Source organism: Halobacteriovoraceae bacterium (assembly GCA_020635115.1).
Classification (GTDB): domain Bacteria; phylum Bdellovibrionota; class Bacteriovoracia; order Bacteriovoracales; family Bacteriovoracaceae; genus JACKAK01.
Map to the genome: position 1 here is coordinate 17,785 of JACKAK010000002.1, position 16,963 is coordinate 34,747.

Genomic DNA, 16,963 nt, shown 5'->3' on the forward strand with positions numbered 1-16,963 from the left:
TGAAATATGAAAGTACAAGAAATTCGCGAAAAATTTGTCCAATTTTTTGAAAGTAAAAATCATATTAAATATGAATCATCTCCCCTAATACCTCAGAACGATCCCACTTTGCTTTTTGCAAATGCAGGAATGAACCAATTTAAGGATTTTTTCACTGGAAAGGCAAACCCCAATCACAAAAGGGCCGTTACAATTCAAAAATGCGTTCGGGCCGGTGGAAAACATAATGATCTAGAAAATGTTGGCCTGACGGCCAGACATCACACTTTTTTTGAAATGCTTGGAAATTTTTCCTTCGGTGACTATTTTAAAGAAGAGGCCATCGTATTTGCTTGGGAGTTCTTGACCGATGTCCTGAAAATCCCCAAAGATAAACTCTTTATCACTGTCCACCACTCTGATGATGAGGCCCTTGAAATTTGGCATCAAAAAATTGGTATCCCTAAAAATAAAATCTTCAAAAAAGGCGACAAAGACAATTTTTGGGAAATGGGCGATACTGGCCCTTGTGGGCCCTGTACTGAAATTTTCTACGATCACGGCCCTGATCACTCCACACCAGGACTCGTTTTAAAAGAAGGACAAGACATCTTAGAAGATGAACTACGCTATGTTGAAATTTGGAATCTAGTCTTTATGCAATTTGAAAAATCCAAAGAAGGCATAAAACCACTTCCCAACCCTTCGATTGATACTGGTGCTGGACTAGAAAGAATTGCAGCTGTCTTACAAGGAAAATACTGGAATTATGATACAGATGCCTTTACCCCTATCATAAAAAAAATCGAAGATATTTCAGGGAAAAAATATACAGAAAAAGAATCTCAATCAAGCTTTCGTGTCGTAAGCGACCACATAAGATCAGCTACAATGCTTATTACTGATGGTGTAATACCTTCTAATGAAGGCAGAGGATACGTCTTAAGAAGAATAATCAGAAGGGCCGTTAGACACTTGCGCCTATTAAATGCACCAGATGGTAGTTTTTGTAAAATTGTCCCGGCCGTATTTGAAACTCTTGGAAAAGAGTACCCTCAAAATAAAACAAATTCTGCTCTTGCTGAAAAACTACTTCTCTTAGAGGAAAAAAAGTTCCTTGAAACTCTCGATTTAGGACTGAAGTATCTAAACGAAAGTTTGAAAAAAGATGTTCTTAATGGAGTGTTTAAGGGCGATGCCGCTTTCAAATTATACGATACATATGGTTTTCCACTCGATCTTACAGAGCTCATTCTTCAAGAACAGGGACTGAAGGTAGACACCAAGGCATTTGATAGTTCCATGCTCAAAAGAAAAGAAGATTCAAAAAAATCTTGGAAAGCAACAGGTCAAGTTGACAACAAAATATTCTTTGAAGCAAAAGAAAAGTGCGGAGAAACTCAATTTACTGGTTATCAAAAAACAAATGAATTTTCCAAACTCCTATATAAAATTGACTTAGGAGAAAATACTGCCCTCATTTTCGATAAAACTCCTTTTTATGGAGAATCAGGTGGGCAGGCCGGAGACAGTGGGAATATAAAATTAAATGGGAATTTAATAGCTCATATCTCTGATACTCAAAAACCCGTTGAAAATCTCTTTGTTCACATTTGTGACACCGATGCTTGCGAATTATTAGAAATAAGTGAAACATATGAACTGCAAATTGATATACAAAGAAGAGAATTAACAAAAAGAAATCACTCTGCGACTCACCTTCTCCAATCTGCTTTGATTGAGGTATTAGGTAAACATGTTAAACAGGCCGGATCCAGTGTTGATTTTGAAAAATTACGATTTGATTTCACCCATATGCAAGCTGTCAGTGCTGAAGAATTGCAACAAGTTGAGGAACTCGTAAATCAAAAAATTAATTCCGCACTTGAAGTTAATGCTAATATTATGACAAAAGATGAAGCAATTCATAAAGGAGCACTGGCCCTATTTGGAGAAAAATATGGTGATAATGTTCGAGTACTCACCATGGGAGATTTTTCCACTGAACTTTGCGGAGGAACCCACGTTGATAATACAAAGGAAATAAGTCTATTTGTCATTCTCAGTGAATCTTCTTTAAGTACTGGAGTGAGAAGAATTGAAGCAACAACATCAGACAATGCATTTCACTACCTGACCCGCAGATCACGTTTATTAGGAGAGATTGAACGACTCGCAAATGCAAAAGATACGGCCTCGATTGATAAGTTCAACTACTATATAGAAGAGGTCAAAAACAAATCTAAGGAAATTGCACAACTAAAAGATAAATTACAATCTAGTCAATCTGATGAGTTGTTTTCAAATCCTCAGAAAATTGGTGATTTTGTCTTTGTAAGTGCCATTGCTCCTGAAGGAGCTGATTCACGAAAAATTTCAGATATATTTATGGACAAAAACAATAACGGTATCTTGTTACTATTTGGCCAGAAAGGAGATAAGCAATCAATTCTGATTCGTAGACCAAAGGACTTAAAAACAATTCACTGTGGAAACATTTTGAAATCAGCTCTTGAATTAATTGGTGGTCGTGGAGGAGGTAAACCTGAACTTGCGCAAGGATCTGGAGAACTAGGCGGCATAGAGGTTGTAACAAGATTTGTTAAAAAAAGTATTGAAGAAGCTATCATAAAATAAGGGTCAGCACTTTGATGAAAATTATCCTCATACTCACTTTAATGTTTACTTTTTCTTGTCGTAAAAAAGTCGACACTATTAGTGAGGACAATATCATTAGAGCAGCACTCAATGGAAAGATTGACTCAATTGACCCTGGCGTGGCCTACGATTCTGTTTCCGGAACAATCATATCTCAAGTTTATGAAACACTATTTGAATATCATTATTTAAAACGTCCACTTGCAATGAGACCACTTTTATCAGATGGATTTCCCGTTTATAGTGAAGATAAAAAAACCATTACTTTTACAATCAAAGAAAATGTCCCTTATCATTATGACCCCTCATTCAAAGGTCAAAAAAGATTTGTTGAGGCCAAAGATTTCATAACAGCACTTAAAAGGGTTGCTTTCAAAGGAACTCAATCAAAAGGGTGGTGGCTTTTTCGAGATAAAATAATTGGATTAGATGAATTTAGAGATAAAGCAAAAACTGATATCAACAAATTAGTCACTTTAGACATTGAAGGATTAAAAGCATTAAGTAAAACGCAGTTTCAAATTAAATTAAAAAGATATGATCCACAGTTTCTCTTTGCTTTTACTATGCCTTTTACCTCTCCTATCCCGTTAGAAAGTGTTATCTATTATAATAATATGTTTGAACAAATTGAAGTTGGTACTGGCCCATTTAAGTTGACTTCTCTTAATAAAAACTCTGGCGCAAAACTTCAGCGATTTCCTAACTATAATGTTTCTAAATATCCCTCAGAAGGTGATCGTTATTCTCATGATTTTGAATTGTTAAAAGATGCTGGTAAGATTTTACCGCTATCTGATGGAATTCAATTTTTTGTACTAAACGAAGCTCAACCTAGATGGCTTAATTTTTTGAAAAAAAATTTGGATTTTATTTTGCTCGTTAAAGATAATTTCTCAATGGTTATTGACCAAGATGGAACTATTTCACAAAAACTAGAAAAAGAAGGAGTTCAACTCGTCGTTTCTCCAACCCTAACCTATTGGTGGATATCTTTTAATATGGAAAACGGACTCGTTGGAAAGAACCTCTTTTTACGCAAGGCAATTGCCCACGCTATCGATGTTGATAAATACATAGATCTCTTCACGAAGAATGTTGGTCTGAAGGCCTATTCTATTTATCCTCCGGGAATCCCGGGACATGACCCAAACCATCAAAGACCATATGAATATGACCTAGAAAAGGCAAAAAATTACCTTGAAAAAGCTGGTTATCCAGGAGGAAGGGGACTTCCCAGTATTGATATCAATATGAGAGGAAACAACACGACCTGGAGACAAAAGGGCGAGTTTTTTAAGTCGCAATTGGAAAAAATTGGAATTCATACAAATGTTGTTTTAAATCCCTATCCAACTTTCTTAGACAAAGAATCAAAAGGAAAACTAGTTTTATGGCCAGGAGGATGGGCCTTAGATTATCCAGATGCGGAAAATATTTTACAACTTTTGCATAGTGCAAATGTAACTCCCGGGCCGAATGCTGCTAATTACAACAATCCTAAAATTGATTCACTTATTGATAAATTGAAATTGATGGAAAATGGTGATGATAAATATAAAATAATGAAAGAAATCGAACATATTGTGGAAGAAGAACTTCCATGGATACTTCTTTACTATGACAGAAAATATTATATTAATCACTCTTATCTTCAAAACTACAGACATTCAGACATTATTCAAAATTTTTATAAATATCTAAAAATTGTGGGTAAATAACATTGACTCTTAAGTTATAGGGAAATATTTGCCGGTTTTCTGAACTCTTTTATCAAACATTGAAAATTTTTGCCTTTTTCCGATTAAATTTATGCCTCTAAGTAAGAAAGAGGCGGCCAAAACGCAATGGCCAGACCTGCAACTAAGGAAAAGTCATGTTTAAAAGTATGCGACTGACCCTAATTTCTATTTCGCTTATCCTGTTATTTAAAAGTGCTCTCGCAAAAGACTTTATAATCTACAGTATTGTACAGGATATTCCGATGGGAGAACCTAATGAAATTGTAAAAAAGAACTACTATGTGAATCTAGGTAAGGGCCAGGGAGTAAATCAGGGTACAGTCCTGAATGTTTACCGGCAAATTTCAAGAATTGACGCCTACGAAAGTAAACAACGTTTCAATTACAATATCAAAATAGGCGAGTTAAAAGTTATTCACTCTGAAGATTCTAGTTCAATAGGACTTATTCAAAATTTCAGAGATCAAAAAGATGACCCTCTTTTTGAAATCTCAGGGTTAATGATTGGAGACAAAGTAGATGTTAAAATTGAATAATCACTCAACTGGATGACTCTTCAAAACATCTCTACGATCTTTCACCATTTGAATCATTTTTTCTATGGCATTGATAGATTTTTCCATTCTCTTTAATAATTTTTCATCAACGTCTTCTTGTTTTTCAAGAGTTGAAAGAACAAAGCTCCCCATTCCCTGAGCGATTACGAGCTGATTGCTTATATCATGCAAAAATTGTCTTTCCGTTTGCTCTTCTCCATTTTCTGACATATCACCCTACTTTGAAAATTCTGTCTAGTTACTATTATAAACATTTATATTTAAAGTGGAAGTTTTAGATAGACAAAAATGAGAAATTAAAATCATCCAAATTCACGACATTTTCATTTTTTTTAGGAAATCCTTCATTACCTGTCATCAGCTTCTCTCTCTTGTTCAAAGTAATGATTTCTACTGATATTTCATTTTCCAATAATAAGATATGAATTGAGATGATGGTAGCATGCAAATTCACTCACAAAACTACATTATGCAGCATATCAATAGGAAACATTCTAAACTTCCCCATATTTCGTTAGATTTTTTATCTTTAACTTACTCGCATTATATTAGTATAAAAATTTTTTTAATTGCTACAACTTTTTCCTTATTCTCAGAAGAGATATTCACAAACAGAAATTGTAAAAGACTTTGAATTTTTAGAGCTTAGATAAAGTTCATCTTGGATACAAATTCTATGATATGCTCTTTGATTTTTGCACAAATTTTACCTTCACTAAAATTGTGGATTCAATCATAAGCTTCAATAATGGCCAAGTTTAGAGATGTTGAAAATGTTTATTTTGGTCGTCAAAGGGCCAACAGAACTCTGGCATTTGTGATGAGAGCACTTTTGCATTCAAATTCTTTTTTAATTAATTCAGGAGAGCTTCTGCAAATAGAAGAAGGAGCTGATGAATTCACTCTTCAAAATAAAAAATAGCGAATAATATTTTTTACATAACTTCACAAATCGGAGAAGAAACGTTTAAAGGTTGTAGTTCTATGGCCATTGTAAGTAAACTTTCAATATCAGAGATGTGTACTCTACAAGAAAGTAGGAGAATAAATGACAATACTCGCGAATAAACATTATTACAAACAAATGAATTATTCATTTATTTGTCCATACAAAACTCCATCGCTAATTTCTAAAATTTTCAGGTTGAATAAGTAAACCTTTCCGACCTCAAAATTTAAAGTCTTTGCTTTTATACATATTCTAAAAATTTTCTTTCCTTTAAAAGTTCCTTTGAAACAAAAATAATATGCGTAATTTATTTCTTGCTTAACTATCCCCTCACATTTGCCCATCACAATTAGACTTCTCAAAATGACCTCCTACTAGGAATGACAATTTCAAATATGGAAACTAATATTGACGACAAAAGTCTGATATTATTAAACTGTACCCGATTGTGTTGTCTCCTTTAATGGATTATGCTCAGATAGGACCCTTAAATTCAAAAAGTATGAGCAAATAGGATTAACCATGTCTAAAAATAAAAAAACTTTACCAAAACTTTTTAAATATAGAGTCTCAAAAAATCCTAAACTTAAGGCCATTGGCCAAGTAAAAAAAGGTTCTGTCTCTTATATCTCATACGAAGAATACTCAACTACGATTGAGCAACTTTCATTGTCACTTATCAAACACGATATGATGAAAGGCTCAAAAGTATCTATACTTTCTCTCACCAGAAAAGAATGGAATTATTTTGACTTGGCCATTATGCTGGCCGGAGGAATAACTATTCCGATTTACCCCAGTTACTTGCCTTCTGAAATCGAATATATTTTTAAACATTCTGAAAGTGAGATTTTAATTATTGAGGATAAATCTCAACTCTCAAAAATTATTCAAGTACAAAAAAATCTTCCTAATCTCAGAGTGATAGTATCAATTGAACGAATTAACGAAAACGAAAGAAATGGATTAAATGCAAATATTTCTTTTTATAATTACAAAGAATTCCTTCAACTTGGAAAACAGGAAAAAGAATTATATCCAGAAAGATTTCAAAACTATATGGATGATGTTGTTGGAGAAGATATAGCTTCAATAATTTATACGTCAGGGACAACAGGAGAGCCAAAAGGTGCCGTCATTACTCAACACGCTTTTTCTTCAATGCTCTACAATCTCAGAATAACCTTGAAGGGAAGTATTTCAAATGAAGATAAAAATCTTGTCTTTCTCCCACTTAGCCACGTTTTTGGACGTGTTGATTCTCTACTTTTTCTTCCACTTGGAATCATTACAACTTATGCTGAATGTATAGAAAAAATATTAGACAATCTTACGATTGTAAGGCCTACATTCATTCTGGCCGTTCCAAGAATCTTTGAAAAAGTTTATGCGAAAGTAATGGATCAGATTGAAAGCGGTTCGACTCTAAAACAAAAAATTTTTCAAAATGCATTAAGTGTTTCAAATAATTATTTTGAAAAAATTGAAAGTGATGTTTCTCCTACTCCTCTTGAAATTGCGGCAAGAGAAGTCGCTTATAATGTAGTATTTAAAAAAATCTATAACAAATTTGGAGGAGAGATACGCTTTTTTGCTTCAGGAGGAGCACCTTTAAGTGTAGATATTATTAAATTTTTACGAAACTGTAACCTTACCGTTCTTGAAGGATATGGGCTAACTGAAACAATTGCTCCTTGCTCTTTAAACCTTGTAGGGAAACAAATACCAGGAACAGTAGGTGTCCCCATGGGGGATGTTCAGTTTAAATTCGCTAGCGATGGTGAAATACTCATTAAAACAGAAGCTCTCTTTAGTGGTTACTATAAAAATGAAGTTGAAACTAAAAAAGCAATAGATGAAGACGGATGGTTTCACAGTGGAGATATTGGAGAATTTACTTCTGAAGGATACTTGAAAATTACAGACCGAAAAAAAGATATCATTATTACATCTGGCGGAAAAAACGTCGCTCCTCAAAAAATTGAAAATATGATGAAGTTACAAAAATATATCTCTCACTTTATGGTAATTGGGGATAAGAGAAAATATTTAACCGGAATCGTTGGAATAGAAAAAGAAGTATTTGCTGATAGATTAGACGAGTTTGGCCTCAATCAACACTCTACCATAGAAGATTATGCCAAAAACTCTCATATTCAACAGTTAATTCAGTCGAATATTGATCTCGTTAATAGTTCACTTCCCAGTTTTGAAACAATTAAATCTTTTTACATTGCCCCTAGCGAGTTCTCTGTCGAAGGAGGACAACTTACCCCGTCTCTTAAACTCAAGAAAAAAGTTTTACTAAAAGAGTATGAATCAGAAATTAACGCAATGTATCCTTGATTTCAAGAGATTCTTTGACATCTATACGCTTTTAAAATATAAGAGTCTCTTACCGGTATTTTGATAGAGAAGAGGTTAAAAATGGCCAGAATTACAATTGAAGATTGTCTAGAAAAGGTAGAAAACAGATACGAACTCGTTCATTTAACAGTTAAAAGAGTTAAACAACTACGTGATGGATCTGAACCTCTTGTGAGAAGTAGAAACAAGGACATTGTTACTGCTCTTCGTGAAATTGCTGCCGACAAGGTTAAACATGCTCCTGTCGATGAGTATGATTCAGATGAATTTTAATTAAAATCATTAAAAAAATTTAAAATAAAAAGAGCTCCGATTGGAGCTCTTTTTTTATTTTCTACTACGTGGAAAAGCAACTTTAAAAACATCCTGTAGTGTTTCCACAGGATAGAATTTAAGACCTTTTCGATGGCGTTCTGGGACTTCCTTCAAGTCTTTTTCGTTCTGTTTTGGTAGAATTATATCTTTAATTCCACTTCTTTTTGCAGCTAGAACTTTTTCTTTAATTCCACCTACAGGTAAAACCTTACCTGACAAATTCAACTCCCCTGTCATGGCCAGACCCGTTTTAACTTTTTTATTCGTGGCCAAGGAATACAATGCTGTGGCCATCGTTATGCCTGCCGATGGCCCATCTTTTGGGGTTGCCCCGGCCGGTAAGTGCAAGTGAATATCATGTTCGGCCAAAAAATCTTCCGAATTTTGGTCTTCATTTTCTTTTGTACCTTTCGTTTTCTTTTTAGCTGGCAGACCATCTAATTCATGTTGAAGAATACTTTTTACATAAGTATAAGCAATATTTGCTGACTCGCTCATGACATCACCGAGTTGTCCTGTAAGTTTGAGTCCGCCTTTACCTTCCAAAGCAAGAGTTTCAATAAAAAGAATATCCCCACCAAAAGCTGTCCAGGCCAAACCTGTAACGACTCCCGGATCCATAAGTTTTTTTGCCATTTCAGTTTGAAAGGAAGGAGTTCCTAAGAGGGATTCCAAATTCTTTTCTGTTGGGACAAATGACTTTCTAGAACGTGGAGATTGAACTTTGAAAAAAGCAGCTTTTCTACATAGTTTTGCTATCATTTGTTCCATGACCCGAACACCTGGTTCTCTTGCATAATCATGAATGACTTTTTTAATGATAGGAATAGACAGTGTTATATCCGATTTTTCTAAACCATGTTTTTTAATTTGTTTTGGAAGAACCCATTTTTGTGCAATTGAAACCTTTTCTTCTAAGGTATATCCACTGAGTTCAATAATCTCCATTCTATCTAATAAAGGTTCAGGAACTTCAGCGAGATAATTTGCTGTTGCAATAAAAAGAACTTTTGATAAATCAAATGAAATATCTAAATAATGATCTATAAAATCTTTATTCTGTTCAGGATCTAAAACCTCTAACAATGCTGAAGCAGGATCACCTTGATAAGATTGTCCAAGCTTATCTATTTCATCAAGCATAATCACAGGATTGTTTACACCTACTCTTTTAAGGGCCTGAATAATTCTCCCTGGCATTGCTCCAACATATGTTCGTCGATGGCCCTTTATCTCGGCCTCATCTCTCATGCCTCCAAGCGAAAATCTATAGAATTCACGCCCAAGAGATTTCGCAATACTTTTACCAAGTGAAGTTTTACCTACTCCAGGAGGGCCAGATAAACATAAAATTGTTCCATCATATCCAGGTTTTAATTTCCTAACGGCCAAAAACTCTAAAATTCTTTCCTTGGCCTTTTCTAGTCCATAATGATCTTTTTCAAGAATTCTTTGTGCTTTTTTTATATCAATATCTTCAATTGAAGATTTACTCCAAGGTAATTCCAACATCCAATTTAAATAAGTCCGAGTAAGATTATATTCAGGAGAACTCTCAGGAATGACTTCCAATCTTTCTACTTCTTCTATGGCCGTTTTGTAGGCCTGCTCAGGAAGGCCGGCCTCTTCTAATCCTTCTTTGATCTTCTTAACATCTCTGGACTTATCGTCTTCATCCATTCCAAGTTCAGAACGAATAACTTTTAGTTGCTCTCTTAAAAAATACTCTCTTTGGTATTTATTAACTTTATCATTCACTTCATCTGATATTTTTTTCTGTATATCCGCAACATCTTTTTCTCGCTTTAGATAGACAAGTAGTTTTGCAAACCTTTTCTTCACAAGTAGCGTTTCTAAAAAATCTTGGGCCTCAGGAATATCTAGAGAGATAGCAAAGGCCACTAAATCTGCAAGCGAGCCAGGTGAAGGAGAATTCAACATTGCTAATCTCATTTCTTCATTAAAATAAGGATTAATTTCTGAAAGTTTTTTAACCTGATTAATAACAGAACGAGTATAGGCATCTAATTCTTCATCGGCCTCGAGGATGTCATCAAAAACATCAATTTTTGCCATTACAAGAGGGTCTTCTTGCAAGAATTCACTGGCCCTATATCTTTTGATACCGTGAACGAGTACATTTACAGAACCGTCTGGTAGTTTAAGTTTTTTTACAACTTTACAAAGCACACCTACTTTATAAATATCAGATGATTTGACCTCAATATCATCTGAAAAATCATCTTCATCTCCAACCTTTTTTGATTTTTCTTCTCTGTACTTCACTAAATTAAGCGCAACGTATCCAGATTTCAAAATATGCTTGTCCAATTCTGGAGTAAACTTATCCTCGGAAAGAATGATTGGTGCAATCATCCCTGGAAAGATTGGGCTATTCATAATTGGAATTATAACAACTGAATCAGGATAATTTTTTTCTTCTACGTTTGAATCTTGTATGTGAACTGGATATTCATTTTCGATATCTGTCATATTACAAATGCCCCCTATATAAAAATTCAAGAACCCCCTAAAGAAGGATCATCTGACTATACCAGATAATCTACTAAAAGGGTGAATTATAATAATTCTTAAAGGGCCATAAAATCAAAAACTAATTTACTTGGGAGACGGAAGACTTCAGTTTTCACTTTTTTACTTAGAACAATTTCAACTGATACAGTGTCTTTTGACACAGGGAAAAAATCAACAGATTTTACAAATTCTTTTTTACCAAAAGCATTAATTCCTGATTTAACTTCTGTATACATCATGTCAAAAGTAATTTTGTGTCCATCAGAATCGATATGTCCGTAAATATTAGGTATTTCTTGTGTGGCAAAGTCAAAAACGATTCTCTCGTATCCTCTTTTTGCTGTAAAATTTTGTCTGATTTTTTTGAGTGTTGTTTTTTGTTTCTTGGCCCTATGATGAAAGATTCCTTCATTCACATAGACAGAAGTTTTTTTATCTTCGATATTTCTAATTTTAATATTATTTAAATTCTGAGAATAGGCATTAACAGAAATAATAAACATTAAGCTAATGATCATTTTGAGCATAAAAAAACCCCTCATTAATTTTGTTTATTATACATTATAGAGAACTCAACAGACAAGTCACTGTCTTATAATATGTTTTTTCTAGAGAATGACGTCTTCATTCGTAAAATCCAAGTCGTCATGAAAAAGCCAAGTATTAGAGCAAAAGGTGCATTTCCAGGGCCTTTAGGCCCTGAGTCGTTATTTACATCGTAGACCATACCACAACCACCACTTGATTGCCTTTTTACAACTGCAGTCGTTGTCTCTCCTCCCGATTCAATCCAAGGTGCAACACTTACACTTTTATTGGCCTCAATACAGGAATTATTGTTTGGATTTGCCCCTAAATATTCCTTCATTCCGTAGGGTTCATAAGTCCCATCAGTATTTCTCTCAAGTGTTAGAATTAACAGATAAAAATCATTGGGATGAATTGGACTTGGCCTATAATTATTATTTGATTCAAAGCGAAGTCCAGGAAAAAATAAATCACTTATGTCTACACCTGATGGTAAACTGTTTACATAGTCGATAAGAGAATCTTTATGGATTTCAATATTAAAGTAGTTACTTCCTGAATACCCTGAATTCAGGCCAATGAAATATTCATTCTCATAGGTATATAAATTTAATGATCCCCTTGATTCGAATGAGGGAGTCGAGGAATTTATATGCGAGTATTTCACTGTTCCATTATTAACTTGAATATTTGCTTTTGCTAATGAGTAAAGAGATTGTGAAATTAATTTAATTTTCATTCTGACATTTGTAGGTATATTAATATTCGAAAGGTCAATTGTGTAATCATTTGTTGTGTTACTTATAGATGAATCAAAAAAGCCAACAATTGTCTCTCCAGAAGTAATCGCAGTATTAGAATTATCAATAGTTGAAGAAGAGCTGACCTCTGCATTCAAAGCACACCTGATAGTAATATCTCCTAGTGAAACATTCTGTGAACCAGTTGTTAATTTAACCCCCCGGGGATGTCCTTGATTATTTGAGGATGTACATTGTTCATAGAAACTTCCGACATAGTTGGGATTGATCCCAACTCCACAGAAATCTGACCTGGCCGTAGAATAGTATGGTTCAATTGCACCATAAACATTCACCGGTGAAATATAAAGAAAATAATTATCATTCAAGGGAAGTCCGTGTATGCGATACGATCCATCTGGTTCAGTCAGTGCAGAGGCAACAACTTTTCCATTTTTATTTGAGATGGCCTCTATTTGTACTCCAAAAATTCCTACTTTGGAAGAATTCGAACCTCCAACAATTCTCCCACCAATACTTCCGTAAGATTGCGTACCTCCACCATATAAAAAATGAACCGCAGCTTTATCATCATCATGTAAGATATGTTGTCCATTAAAAACCGAATAATACATTGTTGCTCTATGAGTTTGACTGTGTGCTAATCCAAGAAAATGTCCCATCTCATGGGTGATAACATCTCCAAGATAATTATTTCCCATAGGCACCGTTGAAAATGTTTGTGAATCATTCACCACAATATCAGCTTCTTGAATAATATCGTTCGAATATTTCACAATGGTCACCGCCAATACAACTCCGCCAACTCCCCCCCCAAAAAGTGACTGATTACTTGAAAAATATAAATCATTCACTCCATTCTGATCATTCACACTACTTGAACCAATCAAACCAATGTTAACATTTGATTGTGGATTCCACTGATCTCTAGCATCTTGAGCAATACTAAAAACAGAGCTATTCATATTTACATTTACACTTGAACCTTGAGACACATATATAGACAGATTTGAAGTAGAACCACTCCATTTAAGATCCTCACCTTTTGGCCTTGTAATTACATAGGCCTGCAATTGCGAAATCAACCCAAATAACAAAATTAATTTTATCAGCTTGAATTTCAAACAAACCTCTTAATCATCTTTTTGCCTGGTGAACAAGATAAATATTGCCCCTAAAACAGCCAGGATCAGAGTTAACCAAAAAAAATTAAATCGACCGTGCCCTCTTTCTTCACTTGTATCTTCTAGTGATGCAGGATTTCTTTGTGAACTATCTTCTGTTGTTTTTGCTAAAGGCACATTTTTTTCTATTGGTTTTTTATAAACAAAACGTCTATCCTTCACACTCTTCAATGCTTCTCCAAATCGAGACTCTAGTTCCTTGTTGAAATCCTCTAGAGACATTTTGCCAAAACTTGGATGATCTCCAAAAACAGTAGATTTAACAAACTCCTTGTTTCCTTCCATAACAATTTTGTATTTTCCCATTCCAAGATTGTGCAAAACATGTCCATCACTCGTTTTCGTAAGTAACAAAATAACCTCTTCATCTTGTTTGAATTGTGGGCCTCCAGGAATATGGTGTTTAACACCACCCCATTCACCTCCAGGATGAATAACCTTAAATGCATCCGTATTTAATAATTCACTACTTCCAAGTCCAGATGAAGATACAACCTTAAAGCTTGACTCTGTGAGAATAAGTCCATCTGATGATTTTTTAAATTCACGTCCTTGATAACTCGCCCTAATGACGGCGTCTGAACTTTGAATCTGTGAGTCAATTGAAGTTGGTACATATTGAACCGCTAGTACACTTCCAACTGTCTGAATTAACGAAATAACTAAACATCTAATGAACAATTTCCACCTCGCAGGACCAGTTTATGGACCAATCGGTAAAAAACTTAATTTCTTGACTAATTATATACAGTATTAGGTTTTGATTTTCTAAAAAGTGGCCCTAGCTTAAGATAGACGTTGCTATTTCACCTTTTCTCTTTAATTTCATGACCTTATGAGATATACGCTGAAAAAATTTATTATGATCAATTACGACAATGGTATTCCCCCCTGCCAACAATCCGTGTAAAAGCACTTCAATGTTAAGAAGATCCTTTTGCGAAAGGCCGAAAGAAAGATTTTCAAAAAATAAAATTGAATTTCTAACTCCTTTAACCATTTCACTTAAAAGTTTTACCCTCTGTCTCTCTCCTCCTGACAAAGATGAAATAGGTCTATCCAAACTTAAATAATCTAAATTTAAAGTTTTAAGCAACTCTATCGTTCTTATAACCTTAGGTGTTTTTTTTATTTTTCTAAAAGCATCCTCAATTGGTGAATTCATGGCCTGATCAAAGGTGAAATTTCCATCTGTAATTTCACCATATATTTTTTTTACTTTCATCCCAAGACAGTCTTCACAGGTAAACACAATGTCCTCTAAAAAATTCATTTCAACGACTTTTTTCCCACTACCCTGACATGTTGAACACATTCCAAGCTCTGAATTAGGTGAAAAATGCCCATCTTTGAGTCCTAAAGATAATGAAACAGGCAATCTAGAAAAGTATTTTCTCATCACAGGTGTTAGACCAGTTAGAGTTCCTACTGTTGATCTTCCATGCCCTTTGGAATTAGAGTTTTCAAAAATCATAACTGATTCAAAAGAAGGCATATTTTCAAAAAAGACCTGTCCAAAATCCTCATAAAAATTTGTATGATATTTAGACCTATAAAGTGAGTTTGCAATACTTTTTAATATTAAAGCACTTTTACCAGTCCCAGAATCTCCTGCAATATTGGTAAGAGCATTTATCGGAAAAGAAATATTTTTCAGATTAACATCATAGTTTGCACATGAAATGACTTCAATACTTCTTTTACTTTTAGGCCGAAAGTTTTTTACAACAGAAGTGATAATATTTATTTCTTCCTTAGGGCTGTATTTTCCTACAAAAACAACATTTCCACCTTTTCCACCTGCTCCTGGGCCAATTTCAATAACTAAATCAGATTTCTTCTTCATGTATTCAGAATGCTCAACGAGAATAATTGAATTTCCCTGTTCTTTAAGAGTGTTTAATCCCTTAAAAAGATTTTTCTGAACATTGGGGTCTAATCCTAATGTCGGTTCATCTAAAATAAACATCGAACCAGAACCTTTAAAACTTAAATATTTGACCAGAAGCACTCTTTGATATTCACTTGTAGAAAGGGTTTTAACTTTACGAGAAAGCCCTAAGTGACCTATTCCTAGATCCTTTGCAATTTCAAGTATAAAAGCAATTCTTCTTAAAGTTGGGTCTTTGTTTTGTCCAAATCGAAGGACTGTACTTGCAAGTTCGTCAACTTTTAAATTAAGTGTATCTCTGTAAATTAGACCGTTTTTTTTAAGGCCCTGAATACTCCGATTTAGACGAGATCCGTTACATTCGTTGCATCTTCGTTCTGACTGAAGAGATCTTGTATAAATTCTCACATGCTGTTTATATTTTTTGCTTTCTAGATAATTAAAGTACTGCTTTAGCCCCCTAAAATTTCCCTTCCCGTTCCATATAATTTCTTTTTCAACATTAGTTAATTTTTTGTATGGTAGATTGATTCTGACAGATAGTTTTTTACATTTATCGTAAAATACACTTTTCTGCCCATTAAAACGTGAATAATCCAAAAATGTAATTGCCCCCTCCATTAGGGAAAGATCTTGTTTTTTTACAACTTTATCCTCGTCAAATTCTAAAATTTGTCCATGTCCATTACAATTCTTACAGGCAGCGTATGGTGAAGTACATGATAATTGATAAGGAGAAGTGGGAAGATTTTTTAATGTGAAATCACAACTCTTACAGGTTAAAAAAGATTTAAAAACTTTAACATCACTTTTTTTATTTTCGGCATCTACAAATAGAAATGGTGTGTGATAGAGATCTGCTCCAAAAATTTCCTTAAGCTTTTCCTCAATATTTTGAGATTTCGACTTTTTAAATTTCATTACCTCCCACCAAGAACTATGGGGGCCATTTTCAAACATTAAAATTTCATTCTTTTCTTCAGAATAAACTCTAACAGGAAATTGACCTTGCATAAATTTTTCAGAAGGTATGAAAATGTGAATGATTTCTCCCATGCCATCTATGATTTGCTCAATAAAGTCACTTATAGAAGACCTTGATAGTGGAGTGAGATGATTTGGGCAATTGTATTCACCATTTAAGTAAAAATAATTTGCAAGATGTTTATCTAATTCTAAAAGGTCAATAACTGCGGCCCTACTTCCTACAACTGGATTATGTTGTGGCAATCCCCATACAGGGAGTATTGGCCTGATATCTTCAACATCTACTTCGTGAGGAATGTCCCAAAAGAATTTTGTTTGTACAGGCAATGAATTTATAAACCGTCGCTTTGATTCAACAAATAAGGTGTGAAACGCTATCGATGACTTGCCTGATCCTGATGGCCCACAAAAACAAACAATTTTTCCAAGCGGGATATCCAAATCAATATTTTTTAAATTATTGGTTCTGGCCCCTCTAATTTTTAAATAATTTTCCACAGATTCTCTCAA

The 16,963-nt window shown here is 34.2% G+C and carries 14 protein-coding genes; 6 read left to right on the forward strand and 8 right to left on the reverse strand.

Annotated elements, in window-relative coordinates:
• The first annotated feature begins 6 nt into the window (after nucleotides 1–6).
• From alaS to H6622_02435, 3 genes are all read left to right on the forward strand, one after another.
• On the forward strand, nucleotides 7–2,616 hold the full coding sequence (alaS, locus tag H6622_02425) for an alanine--tRNA ligase (protein ID MCB9060360.1): 2,610 nt from the start codon (nucleotides 7–9) through the stop codon (nucleotides 2,614–2,616).
• A gap of 41 nt (nucleotides 2,617–2,657) precedes the next feature.
• A complete protein-coding gene (locus H6622_02430) occupies nucleotides 2,658–4,358 on the forward strand; it encodes a hypothetical protein (protein MCB9060361.1) in 1,701 nt (566 codons plus the stop codon).
• A gap of 155 nt (nucleotides 4,359–4,513) precedes the next feature.
• Nucleotides 4,514–4,915 carry a hypothetical protein gene (locus H6622_02435; protein MCB9060362.1) on the forward strand — a complete coding sequence of 134 codons (402 nt, stop codon included), beginning with the start codon at nucleotides 4,514–4,516 and terminating at the stop codon, nucleotides 4,913–4,915.
• Here the strand turns inward: H6622_02435 and H6622_02440 are convergent, their stop codons facing one another.
• Nucleotides 4,916–5,146 (reverse strand): hypothetical protein, encoded by a 231-nt coding sequence (locus H6622_02440; protein MCB9060363.1) that lies wholly within the window; start codon nucleotides 5,144–5,146, stop codon nucleotides 4,916–4,918.
• Between the two features lie 538 nt (nucleotides 5,147–5,684).
• On the opposite strand from H6622_02440, the gene H6622_02445 reads away from it, so the two are divergent.
• Entirely contained in the window at nucleotides 5,685–5,858 is a 174-nt protein-coding gene (locus tag H6622_02445; GenBank protein ID MCB9060364.1) for a hypothetical protein, read from the forward strand.
• A 13-nt stretch (nucleotides 5,859–5,871) separates the two neighbouring features.
• Here the strand turns inward: H6622_02445 and H6622_02450 are convergent, their stop codons facing one another.
• Both H6622_02450 and H6622_02455 read right to left on the reverse strand, forming a co-directional pair.
• On the reverse strand, nucleotides 5,872–6,033 hold the full coding sequence (locus H6622_02450) for a hypothetical protein (protein ID MCB9060365.1): 162 nt from the start codon (nucleotides 6,031–6,033) through the stop codon (nucleotides 5,872–5,874).
• Nucleotides 6,026–6,247, reverse strand: coding sequence for a hypothetical protein (locus H6622_02455; protein ID MCB9060366.1), 222 nt, complete (start codon nucleotides 6,245–6,247; stop codon nucleotides 6,026–6,028). Before H6622_02455 ends, H6622_02450 begins: the two co-directional genes overlap by 8 nt.
• Before the next feature lie 160 nt (nucleotides 6,248–6,407).
• Here H6622_02455 and H6622_02460 point away from each other — a divergent pair, with 160 nt between their 5' ends.
• Entirely contained in the window at nucleotides 6,408–8,231 is a 1,824-nt protein-coding gene (locus H6622_02460) for a long-chain fatty acid--CoA ligase (GenBank protein MCB9060367.1), read from the forward strand.
• A gap of 81 nt (nucleotides 8,232–8,312) precedes the next feature.
• Nucleotides 8,313–8,525: a DNA-directed RNA polymerase subunit omega gene (locus tag H6622_02465; protein MCB9060368.1), complete on the forward strand. Its 213-nt coding sequence runs from the start codon at nucleotides 8,313–8,315 to the stop codon at nucleotides 8,523–8,525.
• Between the two features lie 54 nt (nucleotides 8,526–8,579).
• Here H6622_02465 and lon read toward each other — a convergent pair whose 3' ends face one another.
• From lon to H6622_02490, 5 genes are all read right to left on the reverse strand, one after another.
• Nucleotides 8,580–11,060, reverse strand: a complete 2,481-nt coding sequence (gene lon, locus H6622_02470) for an endopeptidase La (GenBank protein MCB9060369.1) — start codon at nucleotides 11,058–11,060, stop codon at nucleotides 8,580–8,582.
• Nucleotides 11,061–11,158: 98 nt separating this feature from the next.
• Nucleotides 11,159–11,629 (reverse strand): hypothetical protein, encoded by a 471-nt coding sequence (locus H6622_02475; GenBank protein ID MCB9060370.1) that lies wholly within the window; start codon nucleotides 11,627–11,629, stop codon nucleotides 11,159–11,161.
• A 65-nt stretch (nucleotides 11,630–11,694) separates the two neighbouring features.
• Entirely contained in the window at nucleotides 11,695–13,515 is a 1,821-nt protein-coding gene (locus H6622_02480) for a matrixin family metalloprotease (GenBank protein ID MCB9060371.1), read from the reverse strand.
• Nucleotides 13,516–13,524: 9 nt separating this feature from the next.
• Nucleotides 13,525–14,256 carry a hypothetical protein gene (locus H6622_02485; protein MCB9060372.1) on the reverse strand — a complete coding sequence of 244 codons (732 nt, stop codon included), beginning with the start codon at nucleotides 14,254–14,256 and terminating at the stop codon, nucleotides 13,525–13,527.
• 100 nt (nucleotides 14,257–14,356) lie between these two features.
• Nucleotides 14,357–16,951 (reverse strand): hypothetical protein, encoded by a 2,595-nt coding sequence (locus H6622_02490; GenBank protein ID MCB9060373.1) that lies wholly within the window; start codon nucleotides 16,949–16,951, stop codon nucleotides 14,357–14,359.
• Between the last annotated feature and the right edge of the window lie 12 nt (nucleotides 16,952–16,963).

What these genes read in the sequence shown, in the direction of transcription:
- lon (MCB9060369.1), bottom strand. Translation starts at nt 11,060, where the DNA reads ATGACAGATATCGAAAATGAATATCCAGTTCACATACAAGATTCAAAC.
- H6622_02460 (MCB9060367.1), top strand. Translation starts at nt 6,408, where the DNA reads ATGTCTAAAAATAAAAAAACTTTACCAAAACTTTTTAAATATAGAGTC.
- H6622_02435 (MCB9060362.1), top strand. Translation starts at nt 4,514, where the DNA reads ATGTTTAAAAGTATGCGACTGACCCTAATTTCTATTTCGCTTATCCTG.
- H6622_02465 (MCB9060368.1), top strand. Translation starts at nt 8,313, where the DNA reads ATGGCCAGAATTACAATTGAAGATTGTCTAGAAAAGGTAGAAAACAGA.
- H6622_02440 (MCB9060363.1), bottom strand. Translation starts at nt 5,146, where the DNA reads ATGTCAGAAAATGGAGAAGAGCAAACGGAAAGACAATTTTTGCATGAT.
- alaS (MCB9060360.1), top strand. Translation starts at nt 7, where the DNA reads ATGAAAGTACAAGAAATTCGCGAAAAATTTGTCCAATTTTTTGAAAGT.
- H6622_02445 (MCB9060364.1), top strand. Translation starts at nt 5,685, where the DNA reads ATGGCCAAGTTTAGAGATGTTGAAAATGTTTATTTTGGTCGTCAAAGG.
- H6622_02450 (MCB9060365.1), bottom strand. Translation starts at nt 6,033, where the DNA reads ATGAATAATTCATTTGTTTGTAATAATGTTTATTCGCGAGTATTGTCA.
- H6622_02430 (MCB9060361.1), top strand. Translation starts at nt 2,658, where the DNA reads ATGTTTACTTTTTCTTGTCGTAAAAAAGTCGACACTATTAGTGAGGAC.
- H6622_02475 (MCB9060370.1), bottom strand. Translation starts at nt 11,629, where the DNA reads ATGCTCAAAATGATCATTAGCTTAATGTTTATTATTTCTGTTAATGCC.